This window comes from Sorangium sp. So ce128 (assembly GCF_051525245.1).
GTDB classification, from domain to species: domain Bacteria; phylum Myxococcota_A; class Polyangia; order Polyangiales; family Polyangiaceae; genus Sorangium; species Sorangium cellulosum_B.
This window is the reverse complement of the sequence record NZ_CP150313.1, coordinates 8,992,793-9,011,728: the sequence shown is the minus strand read 5'-3', so window position 1 is coordinate 9,011,728 and position 18,936 is coordinate 8,992,793. Positions and strand designations below refer to the sequence as shown.

At 72.0% G+C, this 18,936-nt stretch carries 14 protein-coding genes; 6 read left to right on the top strand and 8 right to left on the bottom strand.

All coding sequences use genetic code 11. The features are described 5' to 3' along the window. Positions 1 to 28: 28 nt before the first annotated feature. Positions 29 to 1,414, bottom strand: a complete 1,386-nt coding sequence (locus WME82_RS34325) for an amidohydrolase family protein (RefSeq protein WP_438038745.1) — start codon at positions 1,412 to 1,414, stop codon at positions 29 to 31. A 764-nt stretch (positions 1,415 to 2,178) separates the two neighbouring features. On the opposite strand from WME82_RS34325, the gene WME82_RS34320 reads away from it, so the two are divergent. Then, positions 2,179 to 2,634, top strand: a complete 456-nt coding sequence (locus WME82_RS34320) for a hypothetical protein (RefSeq protein ID WP_437912366.1) — start codon at positions 2,179 to 2,181, stop codon at positions 2,632 to 2,634. A gap of 178 nt (positions 2,635 to 2,812) precedes the next feature. Here WME82_RS34320 and WME82_RS34315 read toward each other — a convergent pair whose 3' ends face one another. The 4 genes from WME82_RS34315 to WME82_RS34300 form a co-directional block, all read right to left on the bottom strand. Next, the gene (locus WME82_RS34315; RefSeq protein WP_438038744.1) at positions 2,813 to 3,691 is read right to left on the bottom strand and encodes a transglutaminase family protein; all 879 of its coding nucleotides are present in this window, start codon (positions 3,689 to 3,691) and stop codon (positions 2,813 to 2,815) included. Between the two features lie 165 nt (positions 3,692 to 3,856). Then, complete coding sequence (locus WME82_RS34310; protein ID WP_438038743.1) at positions 3,857 to 5,734, bottom strand: Hsp70 family protein; 1,878 nt, start codon at positions 5,732 to 5,734, stop codon at positions 3,857 to 3,859. Further along, the gene (locus WME82_RS34305) at positions 5,731 to 6,384 is read right to left on the bottom strand and encodes a DUF2760 domain-containing protein (protein ID WP_438038742.1); all 654 of its coding nucleotides are present in this window, start codon (positions 6,382 to 6,384) and stop codon (positions 5,731 to 5,733) included. The genes WME82_RS34310 and WME82_RS34305 overlap by 4 nt, the downstream gene beginning before the upstream one ends. Positions 6,385 to 6,485: 101 nt before the next feature. After that, a complete protein-coding gene (locus WME82_RS34300) occupies positions 6,486 to 7,097 on the bottom strand; it encodes a hypothetical protein (RefSeq protein ID WP_438038741.1) in 612 nt (203 codons plus the stop codon). Positions 7,098 to 7,487: 390 nt separating this feature from the next. Here WME82_RS34300 and WME82_RS34295 point away from each other — a divergent pair, with 390 nt between their 5' ends. The 3 genes from WME82_RS34295 to WME82_RS34285 all read left to right on the top strand — a co-directional run bounded on the left by WME82_RS34295 (position 7,488) and on the right by WME82_RS34285 (position 11,620). Beyond that, positions 7,488 to 7,700, top strand: a complete 213-nt coding sequence (locus tag WME82_RS34295; RefSeq protein ID WP_437543838.1) for a twin-arginine translocase TatA/TatE family subunit — start codon at positions 7,488 to 7,490, stop codon at positions 7,698 to 7,700. A 96-nt stretch (positions 7,701 to 7,796) separates the two neighbouring features. Further along, positions 7,797 to 10,943, top strand: coding sequence for an MXAN_5808 family serine peptidase (locus tag WME82_RS34290; protein ID WP_438038740.1), 3,147 nt, complete (start codon positions 7,797 to 7,799; stop codon positions 10,941 to 10,943). Positions 10,944 to 11,065: 122 nt separating this feature from the next. After that, on the top strand, positions 11,066 to 11,620 hold the full coding sequence (locus WME82_RS34285; RefSeq protein ID WP_438038739.1) for a TerB family tellurite resistance protein: 555 nt from the start codon (positions 11,066 to 11,068) through the stop codon (positions 11,618 to 11,620). A 171-nt stretch (positions 11,621 to 11,791) separates the two neighbouring features. Here the strand turns inward: WME82_RS34285 and WME82_RS34280 are convergent, their stop codons facing one another. Beyond that, a complete protein-coding gene (locus tag WME82_RS34280) occupies positions 11,792 to 12,097 on the bottom strand; it encodes a hypothetical protein (protein WP_438038738.1) in 306 nt (101 codons plus the stop codon). Between the two features lie 82 nt (positions 12,098 to 12,179). Between WME82_RS34280 and WME82_RS34275 the strand changes: the two genes are divergently transcribed. Then, on the top strand, positions 12,180 to 13,151 hold the full coding sequence (locus WME82_RS34275; RefSeq protein ID WP_438038737.1) for a uroporphyrinogen-III synthase: 972 nt from the start codon (positions 12,180 to 12,182) through the stop codon (positions 13,149 to 13,151). Here WME82_RS34275 and WME82_RS34270 read toward each other — a convergent pair. Then, a complete protein-coding gene (locus tag WME82_RS34270; protein ID WP_438038736.1) occupies positions 13,139 to 13,954 on the bottom strand; it encodes a hypothetical protein in 816 nt (271 codons plus the stop codon). The two genes, WME82_RS34275 and WME82_RS34270, sit on opposite strands and share 13 nt — an antisense overlap. 85 nt (positions 13,955 to 14,039) lie before the next feature. Continuing rightward, positions 14,040 to 16,799 (bottom strand): tetratricopeptide repeat protein, encoded by a 2,760-nt coding sequence (locus tag WME82_RS34265; RefSeq protein ID WP_437912363.1) that lies wholly within the window; start codon positions 16,797 to 16,799, stop codon positions 14,040 to 14,042. Between the two features lie 647 nt (positions 16,800 to 17,446). Here WME82_RS34265 and WME82_RS34260 point away from each other — a divergent pair. After that, positions 17,447 to 18,892, top strand: a complete 1,446-nt coding sequence (locus WME82_RS34260; RefSeq protein WP_438038735.1) for a TldD/PmbA family protein — start codon at positions 17,447 to 17,449, stop codon at positions 18,890 to 18,892. The last annotated feature ends 44 nt before the right edge of the window (positions 18,893 to 18,936 follow it).

The following is an 18,936-nucleotide window of genomic DNA, read 5'->3' as shown; positions in this document are numbered from 1 at the left end:
AGCCTGCGGCGGCGAGCGCGCGTGCGGCTCACTCGGCCTGGGCTGGGCCGACCCACCTCCCGTTCAGCATCACCCGCTTCACGCGGCGCATCGCCCGGATGTCCGCGAGCGGGTCGCCTTCGATCAGGACGAGGTCGGCGAGCTTGCCCGGCTCGACGCTGCCGAGCCGGTCGTCGGCGCGGAAGTACCTGGCGTTCTCCAGCGTGCCAGCGACGAGGACCTCCATGGGCGAGAGGCCGCTCTCGACGAGCAGCTCCATCTCGTGCTGGTAGGCCCACCCTCGCTCGGCGCCCGGCGCCTTGCCGTGGGAGCCGACGACCACCCGCACCCCGGCGCGGCGCGCCGCGAGGGTGAGCTTCATCATGTTATCGAAGCCGCGCACCTGGGTCTCCGTCGCGCCCGCGTCGCCGGCGCGGCGCTCGAAGATGGCGAGCGTCGGGGTGAGGAAGGTGCCCCGCGCCGCGAGCAGCCCGAGCAGCGCTCGGGTCCGCGGCGCGCCGAGGGAGATGCCGCGAAAGACCTCGAAGCGCCCCGGAAAACGCGCGTCGTTGTCGGCGATCACCGACTGGCGGTAGCGCTCCGCCTCGCGCGGCGGCACGAGGGCCGTGCCGAGCGACGTGATGTGCTCGATGCCGTCGAGCCCGGCGCGGACCGCGGCCGCGGCGTCCACGGTCTCGAGGTGCGCGACGGCGATCACCCCGCGCGCGTGCGCGGCCTTGGCGACCTCCTCGACGAGCCCGAGGGGCAGGCGGAAATAGACCTTGATCGCCGACGCCCCGCGCTCGACCAGCTGATCGACGGCCCAGCGCGCCTCGGCCGCGTCGCGCACCAGCATCGCGCTCTCCGGATAGGCCGGATACGGCGCGTCGAGCAGCGGCCCCGCCAGGAAGAGCCGCGGCGTCGGGCCGAGCTTGCGCGCGGCGTCGTACGCCTCGATCCAGTTCCCCGGCTCGCGCAGCGAGGTGACGCCGCGCTGCAGGACGACGCCGGGCAGCCGGTCATCGCCGTCGAGGTGGAAGTGCGCGTCGATGAGGCCGGGCAGCACCCAGAGCCCCGCGCCGGGGACGACCTCCGCGCCGTCCGGGACGTCGGTGGCGCCGCGCGCGCCCGCGGCGACGATGCGGTCGCCGCGGACCACGACGACGGCGTCGCGCACGGGCGGCCCTCCCCGGCCGTCGATGAGCGTGGCCCCGACGATCGCCGCGCAGCGCGCTGCGTCCGGCCGCGCGACGGCGTTGATCTCCCGTGAGGGCGGGAGCTTCGGCTGCCCTTCCGGCGAGGGCCATTGCACGGTCGTGCTCGCGCAGGCGCACAGGCCCACGAGCGTCGCCGCCAGACACACGCGCAACACGCGCAACACGCGCAACACGCGCAACACGCGCAACACGCGCAACACGCGCAACCGAATGCTCATCGTGCCCTCCCCCGTGACGCGCGACGAGCCCCGCGCGTCGCCGTCGCTGCGCGGCGCGCGTGGGGCCGTATCGCTGGCGCCCGTCGCGCGCGATCGCAGCGCGAGGCCGGGCTCTGCGATCGCGCGCGACGCAGGCGCCGCGCCTCTGATCATAGCAGATCCGTGCTCCAGGGCCGCTGTCACGAGCGCTTTCCAACTTCCACCTTCAAGTCGTCAAAGGCGCACGCTCCCGGCGGCGTCCACCGCCATCTCCAGATTCGCGCGAGGCATCGAGATCGCGCAGCGCTGCGGGCAGCGCGCGGCGCGGGCTGCGGCGATCCCGGCGACGGCGCGGCGTTCCGTGGAGCACAAGGAGGCTCGGAACTCGCGACTTGCGGCATTCGCTGCGACGCTCGCCGCGAGCCCCCCGGCCACGGCGATGCGCGCGGTTCGCGACGCGCGATTTCGGTGTGGTTTCGCCCGGGCGTCGGAGTCGGGCGATCCCCGAGTCGAGGGCGCTGCTGGGCTCGTCCTCAGCGCGCATGCCATGGTGTTTGGGGTCGCGCGACCGGGTGAGGCGCCGACAGCTGTTTTCGCGCGCCGCATGGAAGATAGTTGAGCGTCACAGCCTGGGTGGAGTAGTGTGCCGCCGCCGGCACGCGGGGGTTGTCGCGACCGGCGAGTCCCGTTGGGACTGACAGACGAAGCGACGATCGACGACGGGCGCTCGTTCGAGCGCGCCGGAGGACAACATGCGTAATATTAATCTTGTCAGCATGGGCTCGATGGCTCTCATCCTTGGCGCGACCGCCTTCTCCGCAGGGTGCGGGGACGACACCGAAACGACGACGGGCTCGGGCGGCGGGACCACCGCGAGCAGCTCGGCCGGCGAGGGCGGCGGCGGCGGCACGGGCGGCGAGGGCGGCAGCGGCGAGGGCGGCAGCGGCGAGGGCGGTGGCGGCGGCACGGGCGGCAGCGAGGAGTGTGTGACCTGCTCGGCGCCTCTCGTGGCCAACGCCGACCCGGCGGACCTCTGCGAGTCCTCGATCCCGAAATACCAGGCAGTTACGCAGTGTATCTGCGAGGCATGTGGCGCGGCGGACGGCGACCCCTGCTATGTCGCGTGCACAACGGACGAAGTAGCGGACGAGGCGTGCGAGGCGTGCGGCACCGAGGCGGCCACCACCGCTGAGGGCGCGTGCATCGAGCAGGGCACCGCCTGTCTCCAGGACGGCCAGTGATCGCGACGCGCCGAGGTCTCGCGGATCCGTCCGAGCGACCTTCGGCGATTCACGCTGCGGCCGCAGGGAGGGGCGGGACGCCTGCCTCGCCCGCGGCCGCCGTTTCGCGCTCCCCCCTGTCGTTGTGTGCTCGCTGCGACAGGCGCCTGTCGTTGCGCGGGCGATCCCGCGGAGAGACCTAGTCGACCTCGCTCACCGTCACATCGACGTTCATTGTCTCGGCGGCGGCGGTGTAGAGCGTCCCCGCTGTCGGCGTTGCGTCCATGTAGTTGCGGCCGTAGCCGACCCGCACGTGGTCGAGGCTGGCCAGCACGCCGTTCGTGGGGTCGAACCCCTTCCAGCCGATGTTCGGGATGTAGAGCTGCACCCACGCGTGGGTCGCGTCGGAGCCGGCGCGGCTCGCGCCGACGTTGCCGGTATAGAGGTATCCGCACACGTAGCGCGCCGGAATGCCGAGGAGCCGCGCCATGCAGATGAACAGGTTCGCGAAATCCTGGCAGACCCCGCGCCGGTTCACGAAGACGTCGTACGGGGTGGTCGCCAGGTTCGTCGAGCCCGGCACGTACTGGTATTCGCGGAAGAGCGTCAGGTTGATCGCGAAGAGCGTTTCCATCAGGTCCGCGTCGTTCTTCTCGACGAACGACATGGCGTAATCGAAGAGCGCCTGGATCTGGGGGTCGGGGAGCTCCGCCGGGCGCACGTACGGCGCGATGATCGCCTGCTCCCAGGGCATCCAGACGAGGGGGAACGCGGGCCGGATCTTCTTCTTCGCGAAGGCGAACGGATCGGCGTCGCAGAGCTCCACGATCGAGTCGGCCGAGATCGTGAGCGCGGTATACGGGGCGGTGATCTCGAAGCGTGTGACCCGGTTCCCGAAGACGTCCTCGAACTCCACGGTGGTCACGCCGGGATCGATCGTGAGCGTGTGCGAGAGCACCCGTTGATCCCGGTCGTGCACCGGGCAGAGATGCAGCTTGTGCACGCTGCGCTCCACCGGGCGATCGTAGGTATATCTCGTCGAATGGACGACGCGGAGCCTGCGAATCGTCGGTGCCATGTCGTGTCCTCGATGAGCGCGCTCCGGCTTGGCCTCGCGCTCGGCCCCTCTGCCTGCTGCATGCTGCGGCGCGCTACGAGGGTAACGCGCGCCGGCGCGCTCTGCTTCGGGACCGACGGCGGGTCGTGCCGCTTCAGGCTGCTCCGGACGCGGGCACCCCCGCGCTCACGCCTCGGCGCGCACCGACAGCTCGATCCGCCAGCGCTCGTTCGGCTTCTGCGCCTCCCGGGGGATCGCCTCCAGGAGCAGCGTCCCCACCTCGGTGACCGACGCGCGCAGCTGCACCGGCACCATGTCGCCCTCCCGGCGGCCCTCCGCGGGCAAGGTGACCTCGATCGGCGAGAGCTCCTCGAGCTCTCCGGGCTTCCAGCTCTCGAGCTCGGTCCCGGCCTGGTCATCCCGGCGCACCGACGAGCTGAAGAAGCGGAAGCGCACCGGCTCGCCGACCACCACGCCGAACTCCTGCGGCGGCAGCGTCGCCTCGGTGCCTTCCTCCATGCCGAACGGCGCGAGGCAGAGCGCCGTGATGGGCGGCTCCAGGCCGGGCACCGCGGGGACCGCCCCCTCGATGCCCACGTAGTAGGCCCGCGCTGTCCCGCCGCGGATCCGGAGCCCGCGGCCGCGCCGCGCGAGGCCGTAGGCGGCGGCGCCGCGCGCGACCGCGAGATCCAGGTCGTCGCTCGGGAGCACCCGCGGCCGGGGCGCGCCGTCCTGCTCGAGCCAGGCGCCGAGCGTCGCGACCAGCCGCTCCCGCAGCGCCGCGCTCTTCATGACGCCCCCGTTGAAGAGCACCGCCGTCGGGTGCAGGAGGAGCGGCGCGCGGCCGGGCTCGGCGTTCGCTCCTCCCTGCGGGGCGAAGCCCGGAAGCTTCGACGTCGCGCCGGCCTGCCGCCCCAGGAACGCGGCCAGGTGGCGGGTGATCGCCGGGTCCTGCGCGTACGGGAGGCCGAGCTGCGTCAGGCCGGCGCGCGCGCGGGTCGCGGGGCGCGCGGACGAGGGGACCTCGGGGAAGAACCCGTCCACGAGCGTCCGGGTGATCTCGTCGCGCGTGAGCTCGGTCCGGATCGCCGCCCCGAGCAGCTTCGAGCCGCGGCCGGCGATCGCGATCGGCGCCTCGCTGATCGACGGATCGCCGAGCAGCCGCTCCTTCGCGACGCGCGCGGCGTGGGTGAGCGACGTCATCTGCCAGCGATCGAGCTCCTTGCCCTCGGCGGCGAGCTTCGCCTTCACGACGTGCGCGAGCGCGAGGTCCATGTTGTCGCCGCCGAGCAGGATGTGGTCGCCGACCGCCACGCGGACGAGCTCGAGCGAGCCGTCGCGCGGGACCGCGGCGATCGCGGAGAAGTCGGTGGTCCCGCCGCCGACGTCGATCACGAGCAGCACGTCGCCCGGGTGGAGGTGCTTGCGCCACGCCTCGCCGGCCGCGTCGATCCAGGCGTACACGGCGGCCTGCGGCTCCTCGAGCAGGGTGAGGTCCTCGAACCCCGCGGCGCTCGCGGCCTCGACGGTGAGATCGCGCGCGGCGGCGTCGAACGACGCGGGCACCGTGATCACGATCTCCTGCTTCGCGAGGGCGAGCGCCGGATCGTCCTTCGCGAACAGGTGATCCCACGCCTCGGTGAGGTGCTCGAGGTACCGCCACGACGCCTCGACGGGCGAGATCTTCTCGATGTCCTCGGGCGCGCCGAGCGGGAGCGTCGATCCGCGCCGGTCGATGCCAGCGTGGCTGAGCCAGCTCTTCGCGCTGGAGATGAGGCGCGCCGGCGCGTCGACGCCGCGCGCGCGGGCGTGCTCGCCGACGGCGAAGCGCCGCTCGGCGTCCCAGGGCAGCGCCTGGGGGCCCTCGCTCTCGTGAGGGATGTACATGAAGGAGGGCAGGAGCGGGCGCGCATCGAGCGTCCCCTGCGCCACGAGCTGCGGGGCCGCCATCACCTCGGGCGACGGCGTGAGCCGCGCGTCGGCTCCGTCCTCGGGCAGGCGCGCGTAGGCGAGCGCGCAGTGGGTGGTGCCGAGATCGATGCCGATGATGTAGCGCGCGCTCATAGCTCGACCTCCGCGGGGGCGATGATGCTGGCGTCGTGGCCGGCGACCGGCGTCGGCAGCGAGACGTCGTCGGCGCGCCAGCCCCGGTGGCGCAGCACCCCTCTGTAGGGCGCGGTCCCGGACACGTTGCCGATCAGCTTGATCTCGGAGGGGTTGTAGCCGGCCTCGAGCGTCACCTTCTCCCCCTCGTCCTCGCGCCGCACGGGCGCGAGCTTCGCGTGGCTGCGCAGCGCCTTGCGGCAGCCCTCGTGGACCATCCTCGCCGCCACGCCGACGTCCGCGTCGCCGAACGAGGCGATGTCCTGCTCGAGGAAGTCGACGAGCCGCCCCTCGCGCTGGAGCAGCGAGAGCAGCTGGAGCGCCGAGCTCACCGCGGGCGCGGCGTGCGGCGCGGGGGCGGCGTGCGGCGCGGGGGCGGGCTCGCTCGCCGCAGCCGCGGCGGCCTCGGGGGCCGCGGGCGCGCCGCCTGCGCGATCTCGCTCGAGCCGTCGCGGCTCAGCGCGCTCGGCCGGCGGCAGGGCGGCGACCGACGCGCGCGCCTGCCAGGCCCGCGCGGCGAACTGGGAATCGAACAGCACGCGGAAGAAGCACGCGAAGGCGAACCAGAGCCGCGTGGACCAGGGGAGCGGAGGATCGTGGAGGTCGGCCACGGCGAGAGCCTAACGCCGAGCGTAGGGATCGGCACAGAGACCGGCGCGCGGGGCGGGGGGGCGCCTGCCCCGCGCCGCCGCCCGGGGCGACCCCGGGCCGCTCAGAAGGTCGCCCGGAGGACGGGGACGCGGACCTCGTGCCCCTGCGCCACGCCGAACTTGAACATCTCGTCCTGCGAGTAGAGCGGCTTGAACGAGAGCGCGGGCACGCCGAGCGCGACCCGGCGCGGCGTGATGTCGACGAGGCCGAGCCGGGGCTCTTCCCAGCGGGCCCGCCGGAGGATCTGCGCGGCGTCCGTCGTGAGCTGGACGTTGATCCCCGGCTGCGGGGGCTCCGCGGCCGGCTCGTTGCGGATCGGCTCGCTCTGGTCGGACTCGGGGGGCTTGTACGCGGTGGCGTTCAGGGTGACGACGAGGGTCGGGATGACCAGCGCCATGCCGCCGGCGAGCATGTAGAGCGGCACCTCCGCGGGCGGATCCGCCGCCTCGACGAAGTAGCCGGCGACGCCGCCGCCCACCGCGCCGAGCCCGCCGAACACGAGGTACGGCCAGGCGCGCTCGACCCCGATCGCCCCCATGGTCAGCATCACGACCTCGCCGCCGAGCAGCGCGCCGCCGACGATCCCCTTGCCGTCGACGCTCACCGTGTCGCCCTCGCTCGCCTCCTGAGCGTTCGCGCGCCCGGCGGCGCCGGCGAGCACCGCCGCTGCCACCGACGCTCCTGCCAGACAATGCGCTGCCTTTCGATTCAAGCGGTTCATCGGCATCGTGTTTTCCCCGTGTCGACTGTCGCGAAGCCTGCGAGGGCTCAAGCCATGGATCACCGCCGGCCTCATCCGAGGCTGGCGTCCGGGCCGGCCGGCTGGCGATCCCGTTTGGGCCGTCAAGCCGTTCTTGATTTGTGAACCGCTGGCGGAGTGAGCGGGTGCACACGCGCCTCGTCTCTCCTCCAGCGAAGCCGGTGCGCGAGCCTAGCACGGGTCTCAGCGCTCCGAACCGCTGCATTGCCGGTGCGGAGGATGGGTGGTATGGGTCGACGCAAACCGGGCCGTGGCCCGCCGACCTGCCGCCGAGCGCGCGGCAGCCTTCAAGGGATCAACGCTATGGGCCGCATCGGACCGCTCGAAATCGCTCTCCTCATCGGCCTCGCCTTGCTCCTCTTCGGCGCCGGGAGGATCGCTGACATCGGGAAGGGGATCGGCGAGGGCATCCGGAATTTCAAGAAGGGGATCCGCGACGACGAGGACGAGGATCCCGCCAAGCAGCTGCCGGCGAAGCCCGAAGAGAAGCAAGAAGACACGCAGAAGCCCGTGTAGCGCCCGCGCTGGAACGCGGCGCTCGGGGGCGCTCGGGGCGATCGAGCGCTGACGTCGGTCGACGCTCGCTGGGGTGCGTCTATACTCGATCGCCGTATGCCTCACCGACCCCTGGAGCGCATCGCCAAGGCGCTCGTCGTCTCCGCCGCGTTCCCGCTGGCAGCGTACTTCGTCCTTCAGTTCGGCCCTGGCGGGCTCTGGCGCGGGTTCGAGCCGGCGCTCGCGGTCACCGGGCAGGTGGCCAAGGCGCCGTACGATCTCACGCGCCTCGAGGCCGTCAACGAGACGCTCAAGATGATCCGGGACAAGTACGTCGAGCCGGATCGCGTCAAGCCGAAGGAGATGCTGCTGTCGGCGCTCAACGCCGTCCAGCGCGACGTCGCGCAGGTGATCGTCCTCAACGAGGACCCGAACGAGGTCACCGTCCGCGTCGAGACCAGCGAGAAGAAGTTCCGGATCGACAACATCCAGGGCCCCTGGGACGTCTCCGCGCGCCTCCGCGAGGTCTTCACCTTCCTCCAGAAGAACCTCCGCGGCACGGAGGTCGATCTGCGGGACGTCGAGTACGCCGCGTGCAACGGCATGCTGCACACGCTCGACCCGCACTCGTCGTTCCTGAGCCCCGAGGCGTACAAAGAGATGAACCTCTCCACGTCGGGCGCGTTCGGCGGGCTCGGCGTCGTGATCTCGATCCGCGACCAGATGCTCACCGTCCTGAACCCGATGCCCGACACGCCCGCGGGCAGGGCGGGCCTCAAGCGGCTCGATCGGATCGTGAAGATCAACAACGAGTCGACGCTCAACATGCCGCTCGACGACGCTGTGCGGAGGCTCCGCGGCGATCCCGGCACCCCGGTCACCGTGTGGGTGACCCGCGAGGGCGAGGGAGGGTGGCAGGGGCCGAAGGCCTTCGAGCTGACCCGCGAGGTGATCAAGGTGAGGTCCGTCGAGTCGCGCGCCCTCGAGGGCGGCGTCGGCTACGTCCGGCTCAAGACGTTCCAGGCGACCTCGACAGCGGAGCTCGACGCGGCGCTCGACGGGCTGCGCAGCAAGGGGCAGCTGAAGGGGCTCGTGCTCGATCTGCGCGGCAACCCGGGCGGCCTGCTCGACCAGGCCGCGCGCATCGCCGACAAGTTCCTCGCCGACGGCGTCATCGTGTCCACGGTCGGCGCCTCCGAGGGGCGCGAGGAGAAGCGCGCCAAGGGGCCGGGCACCGAGCCGCTGTACCCGATCGTGGTGCTCGTGAGCGGCAACAGCGCGAGCGCGAGCGAGATCGTGGCCGGCGCGCTGAAGAACAACGATCGCGCCGTCATCGTGGGCTCGCAGACGTTCGGCAAGGGCAGCGTGCAGCTCGTCTTCCCCGACGTCACGGCCGAGAAGGCGGCCCTCAAGCTCACGATCGCGCAGTACCTGACGCCGGGCGACATCTCCATCCAGGGCGTCGGCGTCACGCCGGACATCGAGCTCGATCCGATGACGGTCGACGAGCTCGAGATGGATCTCACGGTCCAGAAGGATGGGCTCCGGGAGCGCGATCTCTCGGCGCACCTCTCGAACGCGCGCGCGGCGGCCGCGGGCAAGCCGTCCGAGGTCGTCCGCTACCAGCTCACGAGCGCCGACCGCGAGCAGCTGCGGGAGCGCGGGGGCGACATCGACGAGGACTTCTCCGTCGACTTCCCCATCCGCTTCGCGCGGGAGCTCGCCGCGCGGATGCCGCCCTCCACGCCGAGGCTCCAGCAGCTCCGGGCGATGCACGACTACATCGATCAGGTCGGCAAGGAGGAGCTCGGCAAGGTCGCGGCCGAGCTGACGAAGCTCGGCGTCGACTGGTCCGACGCGCCCGAGGGGGCCACGCCGGCGGCGAAGTCCGAGCTCGACGTGAAGGTCGAGACCGATCGCCCCAACGCCGAGGTGACCGCGGGGCAGCCGATGGAGCTCCGGGTCACGGTCAAGAACAACGGAAAGCAGCCGGTCTACCGGCTCCGCGGGACGACGGAGAGCGACAACCCGTACTTCGACAGCAAGGAGCTCATCTTCGGCAAGATCGGCCCCGGCCAGACGAAGAGCGCGAAGGCGCCGCTCGGCTGGTGCGAGGTCGAGGGGCGGAAGGTCGGCTCGACGAAGCCGAGGAAGGCGAACGAGAAGCGCGTCTGCACGATCCCGATGGACGCCCTCTCGCGGAGCGACGGCCTCAAGGTGAAGTTCGAGGTCGCGGCCGCGCCGGAGCCGCCGGCGGTCGAGATCCGGCCCACGGTGCGCGCGCTCGACCGGCCGCTCTTCCAGTACGCCTATCAGATCGCGGACGACCGCGAGGGCAACGGCGATGGGCTCATCCAGAAGGGAGAGCGGGTCAGCATGTACCTGACCGTCAAGAACGTCGGCAAGGGGCCGTCGTACGAGACGCAGGCGAACATCGCGAACCTGTCGGGCGACGGGCTCATGCTGCACGCGGGGCGCTTCGACGTCTCGAACATCAAGCCGGGCGACGTGCGCAAGGTGGTCTTCAGCTTCGACGTGGAGCAGCACCTGTCGGAGCCCGAGGCGACCCTCACGCTCTCGGTCGGCGATCGTGATCTCCGCGAGTTCGCCAGCGAGAAGGTGAAGATCCCGATCTCGCCGCGCATCCAGCTCCAGGGCGGCGGCTCTACCATGAAGGCTGGGGCGGAGGGGGCCACCCTGCTCCCGTCGCCCGAGGCGAGCGCGCGCGGCTTCGGCCGGCTCCCGGCGGGCGCCGTGGTCAAGGTGCTCGGCGAGGCGCCAGGCGGGTTCCTCAAGATCGACCTCGGCGCGGGGCGCTTCGCGTTCGTCGCGGCGCGCGAGGTGGCCCCTGGCGGCGGGCCGGCCCCGGCGGCGGTCGCGTTCGAGGACCTCTACTCGCACGCGCCGCCGACGCTGGACATCGCCGCGGCGGCGCTGGCGACGACCGCCGGCACCATGAAGATCACGGGGACGGCGTCGGACAGCGAGCGGCTGCTCGACACCTTCATCTTCGTCGGGTCGCGGAAGCTCTACTACAAGTCGAACCGCGACGGCGCCGACCCGAAGAAGGCCGAGTTCGCGTTCGAGGCGCCGCTCCGGCCCGGGGTCAACGTGATCACCGTGGTCGCGCGCGAGACGCCCGACACCACGACGCGGCGCACGCTCGTGGTGCGCAAGGACGGGCCTGATGGCTCGATCCTGAAGACCCCGAAGTCCGACAACCCCGTGGACGATTGGATTGCGGACCGCGGCGGCGAGGAGTAGTCCGCTGGGGAATGGACGAAGGCGACCACAGCGACGGCGACATGGACGACCGCGGTGACGGGCGTAGAGGGCGGGGCTCCGCCGGGCTGCCCTGCCCGGCGAGGATCTGGTAGCCTCATCACGTGGGACTCCTCGCCTGGCTCGGCCTGAAGCAGGGGGGCTCGTTCCCGAACCTCGACGCCCTCCTGACGGAGCTCCGCACGGCGCTCCCGGACGACGAGGCGGTCGTCCTCCGCTACATCGCCACCGTCATCGTCCTGCTCGGCAAGGTCGCCTGCGTCGATGGCCGCTTCTCCGACAAGGAAGACGAGCTGCTCCGCGAGCTGCTCACGCACGTCGACGGGCTCGCGCCGAGCGGCGTCGAGGCCGTGTTCAACGCCCTCCAGGGCAAGCTGCCCGCGCTCCAGGAGGGCGAGGTCGACCGCTGTTACCGCGAGCTCAAGGCGCTCTGCAACGCGAGCGAGCGCGTGGAGGTCGTGCGCCTCTTGATCCGGCTCGCGGCGGCGGACGGCGCGCCCACGCCGGCCGAGCGGGCCGAGATCGAGCGCATCGCCGAGGAGCTCGGCGTCTCGCTCGCTGACATCGAGCCCGATCTCTCCGTCGAGGCCGGCCGTCAGGCTGGCTCCTCGGCGCCACCGGACGACCGGAGCGATCCCGGCGGCGAGCCCCCGGCGTGAGCCGGGCGCGAGCGCGCTCGTCTGATCCGTCGCGTAGGTCGCGCTGCTGTGGGGCGCGAGCGCGCTCGTCTGAGCCCTCGCGCGCGCCGCGCTGCTGTGGGGCGCGAGCGCCGCTCGGCTGATCCGTCGCGCGCGTCGCGCTGCTGCCGGGCGCCAGTGGCGCTCGCCTGATCAGTCGCGCGCGTCGCGCTGCTCGGCGCTGACCTCGGGGCTCGGAGCGCGGCTCGCGAGGCCGAGCGCCCGTCGCTGCTTCAGCGCCGTGAGCGCCACGAACAGGACGAACAGGACGGCCCCGAGCACCGCCACGAGCACGCCGAAGTTGAAGAGGTAGTGCGCGCCCTGCGCGCCCCCCACCCCCATCAAGAAGATGCCGAGCAGCGCGATGCCCGCGCCGATGACGGGATCAGGGCCGGCGTCGTTCTCCGACGTCGCACGCGAGAGCCCGCTCCCCTGGACCCCGGAAGCCTCGTTGCTCATCGGATGGCTCACATGGAGGAGCTTAGCAAACTGGTCCACCGCCCGAAACCCGCCAGCGCCGGACCCGGGCTATGCTGAGCGGGTGAGCACGCCCACCCACCCACGAAACGACCGTCCGTCTCCGCCCGCGCCGTCTGACTTCGCCGGGCGCCGCGTCATCTGCTTCGAGAGCCGCCGCGCCTCCGAGATGGCCTCGCTGATCCAGCGGTATGGCGGCGTGCCCGTCACGGCGCCCACGCTCCGCGAGGTGCCCATCGAGAGGAACGAGCGCGCCCTCGACTTCGCGCGGCGCCTCGCGGGCGCCGAGTTCGACCTCGTGATCCTGATGACCGGCGTCGGGACCCGGGCGCTCGTGGCTGAGGCGGCGCCTGCGCTCGAGTCGAACCAGGGCGGCGACGGGGCGTCCGATGGCGACGGTGGCACGGACGCCCAGGGCGTATCTCTCCTGGCGGCGGCGCTCTCCTCCGTGCAGCTCGTCGTGCGCGGCCCCAAGCCGGCGGCGGCGCTGCGCGAGCTGGGTCTGACCCGCTTCATCACCGTCCGCGAGCCGAACACCTGGCGAGAGATCGTCGAGGCCGTCAGCGCGCTCGGCGATCTGCGCGGAAAGCGCGTCGCCGTCCAGGAGCACGGCGCGCCGAGCCACGAGCTCTACGCGAGCCTCTCGGCGGCCGGCGCGCAGGTCACGCCGGTGCCGGTGTACCGCTGGGCGCTCCCGGAGGACACGGCGCCGCTCCGGCAGGCGCTCCGCCTCATGGCGGACGGCGGCGCGGCGATCACGCTCTTCACGAGCCGCGCGCAGGTCGAGCACGCGCTCCTCGTGGCGGCCGAGGAGGGGCTCGTCGAGCGGCTGCGCGCCGCGCTCGCGCGGGGCGTGGTGGCGTCCATCGGGCCGGTCTGCACGGAGGCGCTGCGCGCCGAGGGGATCGAGCCGGATTTCGAGCCCGAGCACCCGAAGATGGGCCACCTGGTCAAAGCGGCGGCCGCGCGCTCGATCGAGATCCTCGTCGCGAAGGGAAATCAGGGCGACGCGCCCCTGCCGGCTCAGTCTTCGTAGTCGTCGTACGCCTCGTCCTCGTCGGCGGAGCGCGCCACGGTCGCCGGTCGGGGCGCGGGGCCGGGCTCTGCGCCGGCGGCCGCGCGCTCATCCGTGTCCGCGTGGCCCCTGTCGATCAGCTCGGCGCGGTAGAGCACGCGTCCGTCCTCCGCCGTGATCTCACCGCCCACGTCGCCCCAGGCGAAGTCGTCGCTCTGGAGCGTGCGCATCGTCGCCTTCGTCTTGCCGATGCGCACGCGGAAGCTCGTCCGCTGGCACGGGAGGGAGGAGCCGCCGACCTCGACGTTCACCGCCTCGCTGCCGAGCACGTCCTCGTTCTCGTCGGCGGCGAGCGCGGTCTTGGCCATCATCGCGTCGTAGGCCGAGAGGGTCGCCGGCCGCTCCGCGCCGTCGTCGATCCACGCCGCGCCGAGGATCTCACCGCGCCTGCTGGGCTCGTCGCTCATGCGGACCCGCAGCGCCTCGGTCTGCTTGCCGTCCTCGAGGGTCACGTCGACCACGAGGACGTCCCCCTCGCGCGCGACGACCCGCTGCGTGAGGAGCAGCGGCGTCTTCCTGAAGCTGCCCGAGAACCGGTAGGCCACATAATCGCCGGGCTTGCGCGCGCCGGGCGCCTGCTCGGCGATCGGGCCGCGCTCGTCGAGCGAGCCCTTCGCGCGCTGCGGGACCTCGCGCCGCGCTTGCGCCGCCACCTTGGCGGAGGCGTCCTGCGGGCGACCGGAGCGAGCGTTCGTCTCGATCCCGGCGCCGCAGCCGGCAGCCAGGACCGAGGTGAGGGCGGCGAGGAGGAGCGGTCGGTTCATGCTCGTCCGGTACCGGAGAGCGCCCGCCGTGGCCCAATTTCTGGCGGTTCCAGGGCGCACCCGCGCGACCGCGCGCGAGCGGTGTTCAGGGCAGCTTGCCGCTCGGGAGCATATCGTCGAAGGCGGCGTCGAACTCGTCCGCGATCATCTCGGCGCCGACGGCGCGCGCGGCCGGCTTCGGGACGTCGATGCGGCGCAGCCGCTCCGCCACGCTGCCGCGCGGGTCGCTGTAGCTCGGGCTCATCCGGGCGACGCGCTGGAAGTAGTAGAGCGCCTGCTCGGGGACGCCGCGCATCTCGTAGGCGTTCGCGATCTCGTAGGTCAGCGCGAGCTCCTGCTCGACCGTTTTGTGCGAGGCGTGCAGCCCGCGGATGAGCGCGTCGATGCCTGCCTCGATGTCGCCCATCTGGAGGTGGGTGACGCCGATCATCGATTGGCAGACGCACTCTCGCCCGGGGTCGCGGGAGGCGAGCTCGAACTCGCCGATGGCGTCGGCGTAGAGGCCCATCTCCTTGTAGGCGACGCCGAGATCGTAGTGCGTCGACGCGTCGGACTCGGAGATCTGCGCCGCGACGCCCGCCTTGAACTGCTCGAAGACGCTCTCGACGCTGATCTGCCGAGGATCGTCCTGGACGCCCGTCACCGAGCCCGGCACGACCTCGAGCTCGTCGATCATCTTGAGCGACTCGGCGATGTCGAACGCGCGATCCTCGTCCGGCCGCTCGCTGCCGCGCGGGACGGCCCGCGTGCCGCTCTCGTTGTCGGTCGCCGCCCGCACCACCCGCGCGTCCGAGGCCAGCTCCGTGACCTCGCGCAGCCGTTCCATCAGGAGCGGGTGGTTCGGCAGCCGCGCCAGCTGCTCCTCGAGGATGTTCCGCGCCTCGTCGAACATCCCGTGCTGCGCGAAGAACTCGACCTCCTCGAGCGCGTCCTCGTCGAGCGCGTCCGCGCGCCGCAAGGAGCCTGGCGGCACGGAGCGGCCCGACACCGGCCGGACCGACGCCGGTCGGCCCGACACCGGGCTGTACAGGGCCGGCGGCGGCGCGGCGAGCACGGGAGGGGGAGGTATCGAGGACGCCGGGGGCGGAGCCTGGGACGCAGCGACGGCGAGGGGGTGCTCAGGCACGCGGCTCGGGTTGACCGACGCCGTCTCCTCCTCCTCGTCGTCGATGGCCTCGAGCTCCTCGACGTCCTCGACCTCTTCGACGTCCTCGATCGGGAAGCTCGGCAGCGGCGGCTCGTTCGCGAACGGATCGTCGAGGTGCGTGACGAGCTCGGGCCGCCGGGGGAGCGCCTCGACGACGCCGTCTTCATCGAGGGTGTACGCGGGCAGCGGCGCGTCGGGGTCGTAGAGGTCCTGGCTCGGCACCTCGGACGCATACGCGTCGTTCTCGCCGGCCGTCGGCGAGGCTTCCGGACCGGCGGCGTCTTCCTCCGCGAGCTCTTCCTCCTGCGGCACGGCGTAGCCGAGCAGGTTGAGCATCTCCGTGGCCTGGGCGTTGTCGGGATCGAGGAGCAGCACCTCGTCGAGGAGCCTCGCCGCGTCGTCGACGGCGTCCTCGCTGGCCAGCTGCTGCGCGAACGCGAGCATCTGCTCGACGGCGGCGTCCTGGTCGCCCGCCTCGATCAGGACATCGCAGAGCTTCTCGCGCAGCTCTCGAGCGGCCGGCAGCCGGGCGACGCCGCCCTTGAGGAGGGCGACCGCCTTGTCGTACTGCCGGTCGCGGCGGAGGCTCTCGGCGTGCGCGACGAGCTGCCGCGGGCTCGCGATCGGCGACGTCGAGGGCTGCGACGCGCGGAGCGGGATCGGCACCGCGGACGCGGGCTCGTCGTCCTCGACGTCGAGCTCCTCCGCCTCCTCGTCCTCCTCCTCCTCGAGCTCGACGTCGATCGACGCGCGCGTGTTCCTCGACGAGGGCGCGATCTGGGAGGCGAGCTGGCGCACGCCCTCGTCGTTCGGGGCGCGCGTGATCAGGGCCGAGACGAGCGCTGTGAACTGATCGACCCGCCCGGCCTCCTTGGCGATGCGCGCCGACTCCTTCTGCACCTCGATCGCCTTGGCCGGCTGCCCGAGCAGGTCGAAGGCCCGGGCGAGGAGCGCGAGCGTCTCCAGGTCTCGCGGGTTCTCCTTGAACGCGATCTGGAGCTTGGTCAGGGCCGACATCGCGTCGCTCTGGTCGCCGCGGTCGAGGTAGATCTCGGCGGCCATGCGGGCGAATCGGGCGTCCGGGCGGTGCTGCAGGAGGCGCTCGACCACCTTCAGCGCGTCGTCGCGCCGCCCGAGCTTGAGCAGGAGCTCGGCCGCCGTCCCGAAGCGCTGGATCGCGGCGTCGTAGTCGCGGACACGGATCAGCGCCTCCGCGAGGCGGAGATAGGCGAGGGGGTTGTTCGGGTCGAGGTCGACGACCCGCTTGAAGATGTCGATCGCGTCGCGGTCGCGCCCCGCGCGGAGCAGGCGCGTCGCGACCTCGTCGTAGGCGGCGAGCGCGTCGCTCGTGAGCCCGAGCTGCGTGTAGATCTCCGCGAGGCGCGGGACGATGTGGCCGAAGCGATCCTCGTACTGCGGGACGTGCTTGTGGATGATCTCGCGGATCTGCTTGTAAACAGCGATCGCCTTGAGCGCGAAGCCCTGGAGGGAGTAGAACTGGCCGACGCGCTCGTAGGTGGTGATCGCCTCGACGTACTCCTCCGTCTTCAGGTAGAGGTCGCCGATCTTGAGCAGCGTGCGGACGTCCTTCGGATCGTCTGCGACCAGCTTCTGGTACTCGGCGATGGCCTTGTCGAAGCGCTTCCGCTCGACCAGCTTCTGCGCGGTCTGGAGTACCTTGTCGCGATCGACCGCCACGGCGATGGAAATCTCCTGCTGAGGGCAGCAAGGCGCTGCTCGGGCGCCTCGTCGGCATCCCTCACCTCGCCTAAAAAACACCTAGCCAATCCCGCCACCACGTACAAGCGCGCGGCACCGGAAGTTCCGGAAGCTACCGCGAAGGTGCTTGTTTGCAGTGTGCGGCCCCCGGGGGCCTCTGTCCGGCAACGCGGCGACCGCCTGGCGCGGTGGCCGCGAGCCCCCGCCCCGGTCGGACGCTGGGCGGTCCGGTCGAGGCGCGTCGAAGAGCGCGCCCTACCCTGTAGGAACGCGCTGAACGGCCGGGGATTCGCGAAGATCGCGGGGAAGGTGGCGAGCGCCGCCATTCCCGCGAAGACAGCGTTAAGCCTAGCAGTCGAGCGGCCTTGTTGCACATTTCGTGCGATCTTCCGCGACCCGCGGCCGCCTCGCTGGAGGTCGCGCGACCCGGCGATCGCCGGGGGCGCGGGGTCGCGGCGTGCCCGTGCCGCGCGGGCGATGTATGCGCGCCGCGCCGGATGAGAGGGCAGGGGGGTAGGTCGCGAGCTCGGCCGCCGCCGGGGCCGAGCGCGGGCGTCGGCGGGAGGGCGCACCGGAGCGCCGCCGTTTCTCGACCGTCCAGGCGAATGGACCTAGAGTTGGGCACCATGTCGCGCAGCCAGGCCTACCGTGCCCCGTTCGCTCCTGGAGAGGAAAATGCCGTCGACGCCGCGCTTTGCGAGCGGCTCCTCTCGGTCGCCCTGTCCAAGGGAGGTGATTACGCTGACCTCTTCTTCGAGTACCGCGCCGGAGGCGGGTTCACCTTCGACGAGGGGATCCTCAAGGCGGCCTCGCGTGGGGTGTCGATGGGGGTCGGCGTCCGCGTCCAGCGAGGAGACGCGACCGGGTACGCGTACACGGAGGACCTCACCTGGGAGGCGATGCGGCGCGCGGCCGAGACGGCGGCGCAGATCGCGACGGGCTCGGGCGGCAAGGAGAAGATCGAGCTCAGGCGCCGCGAGCTGCCGACCCGCTACGAGCTGCCCAGCATCTCGCTCGACGCCCCCGGGCTCGCGAAGCGCGCGCTGCTCGAGCGCGCGAGCGCCGCGGCGCTCGCCTACGATCCCAGCATCGTCAAGGCGGAGGCGAGCTTCGTCGAGGAGGTGCGCGAGGTCCTCGTGGCCACGAGCGACGGGCGGATGGCGCACGACGTCCAGCCGCTCATCCGCTTCGGCGTTCGCGCGCTCGCCGAGCGCGGCGGAAAGCGCCAGGAAGGCTCGAGCGGCGGCGGCGGGCGCATGACGACGGCCTACTTCGAGGGCAAGTCGCCGGAGTGGCACGCCGAGGAGGCCGCGCGGCAGGCGGTGGCGATGCTCGACGCCCGCGACGCGCCCGCCGGCGAGATGAACGTCGTGCTCGCCCCGGGCGACAGCGGCATCCTGCTCCACGAGGCGGTGGGGCACGGGCTCGAGGCGGACTTCAACCGCAAGGGGACCAGCAACTACGCGGGACAGATCGGCAAGGACGTCGCGAGCTCGCTCTGCACGGTGGTGGACGACGCCACGCTCCTCCAGTCGCGCGGCACGATCAACGTGGACGACGAGGGCCACGAGCCCGAGCGCAGCACGCTCATCGAGAACGGCAAGCTCGTCGGGTACATGCACGACCGGCTCTCGGCCCGGCACTTCGGGCTCACGCCGACCGGCAACGGGCGGCGCGAGAGCTTCGCCGCCGCGCCGATGCCCAGGATGACGAACACCATCCTGCTCGCGGGCCCGCATGATCCCGAGGAGATCGTGAGGTCCGTGAAGCGAGGCGTCTTCGCGAAGAAGTTCGGCGGCGGCCAGGTCGACATCTCGAACGGCGATTTCGTGTTCTCTCTGACCGAGAGCTACCTCATCGAGGACGGCAAGCTGACCGCGCCCCTCAAGGGCGTGAACCTCATCGGCAACGGCCCCGAGGTGCTCCGGCGCGTCACCATGCTCGGCCACGACGTCGCCGTCTCCGACGGCATCTGGACGTGCGGCAAGGACGGACAGAGCGTCCCCGTAGGTGTTGGGTGCCCCACAATCAAGATCGATCTCATCACGGTCGGCGGAACGCGGATCGGCTGATTTTCAAGGCTGGAACGCCAGGCGGAAGGTAAGCCCCGCAGCGG

Bases quoted from the DNA above. Each gene is read 5' to 3' on its own strand.
- WME82_RS34325 (WP_438038745.1), bottom strand. From the start codon at position 1,414: ATGAGCATTCGGTTGCGCGTGTTGCGCGTGTTGCGCGTGTTGCGCGTG.
- WME82_RS34320 (WP_437912366.1), top strand. From the start codon at position 2,179: ATGGCTCTCATCCTTGGCGCGACCGCCTTCTCCGCAGGGTGCGGGGAC.
- WME82_RS34315 (WP_438038744.1), bottom strand. From the start codon at position 3,691: ATGGCACCGACGATTCGCAGGCTCCGCGTCGTCCATTCGACGAGATAT.
- WME82_RS34310 (WP_438038743.1), bottom strand. From the start codon at position 5,734: ATGAGCGCGCGCTACATCATCGGCATCGATCTCGGCACCACCCACTGC.
- WME82_RS34295 (WP_437543838.1), top strand. From the start codon at position 7,488: ATGGGCCGCATCGGACCGCTCGAAATCGCTCTCCTCATCGGCCTCGCC.
- WME82_RS34290 (WP_438038740.1), top strand. From the start codon at position 7,797: ATGCCTCACCGACCCCTGGAGCGCATCGCCAAGGCGCTCGTCGTCTCC.
- WME82_RS34280 (WP_438038738.1), bottom strand. From the start codon at position 12,097: ATGAGCAACGAGGCTTCCGGGGTCCAGGGGAGCGGGCTCTCGCGTGCG.
- WME82_RS34270 (WP_438038736.1), bottom strand. From the start codon at position 13,954: ATGAACCGACCGCTCCTCCTCGCCGCCCTCACCTCGGTCCTGGCTGCC.
- WME82_RS34260 (WP_438038735.1), top strand. From the start codon at position 17,447: ATGTCGCGCAGCCAGGCCTACCGTGCCCCGTTCGCTCCTGGAGAGGAA.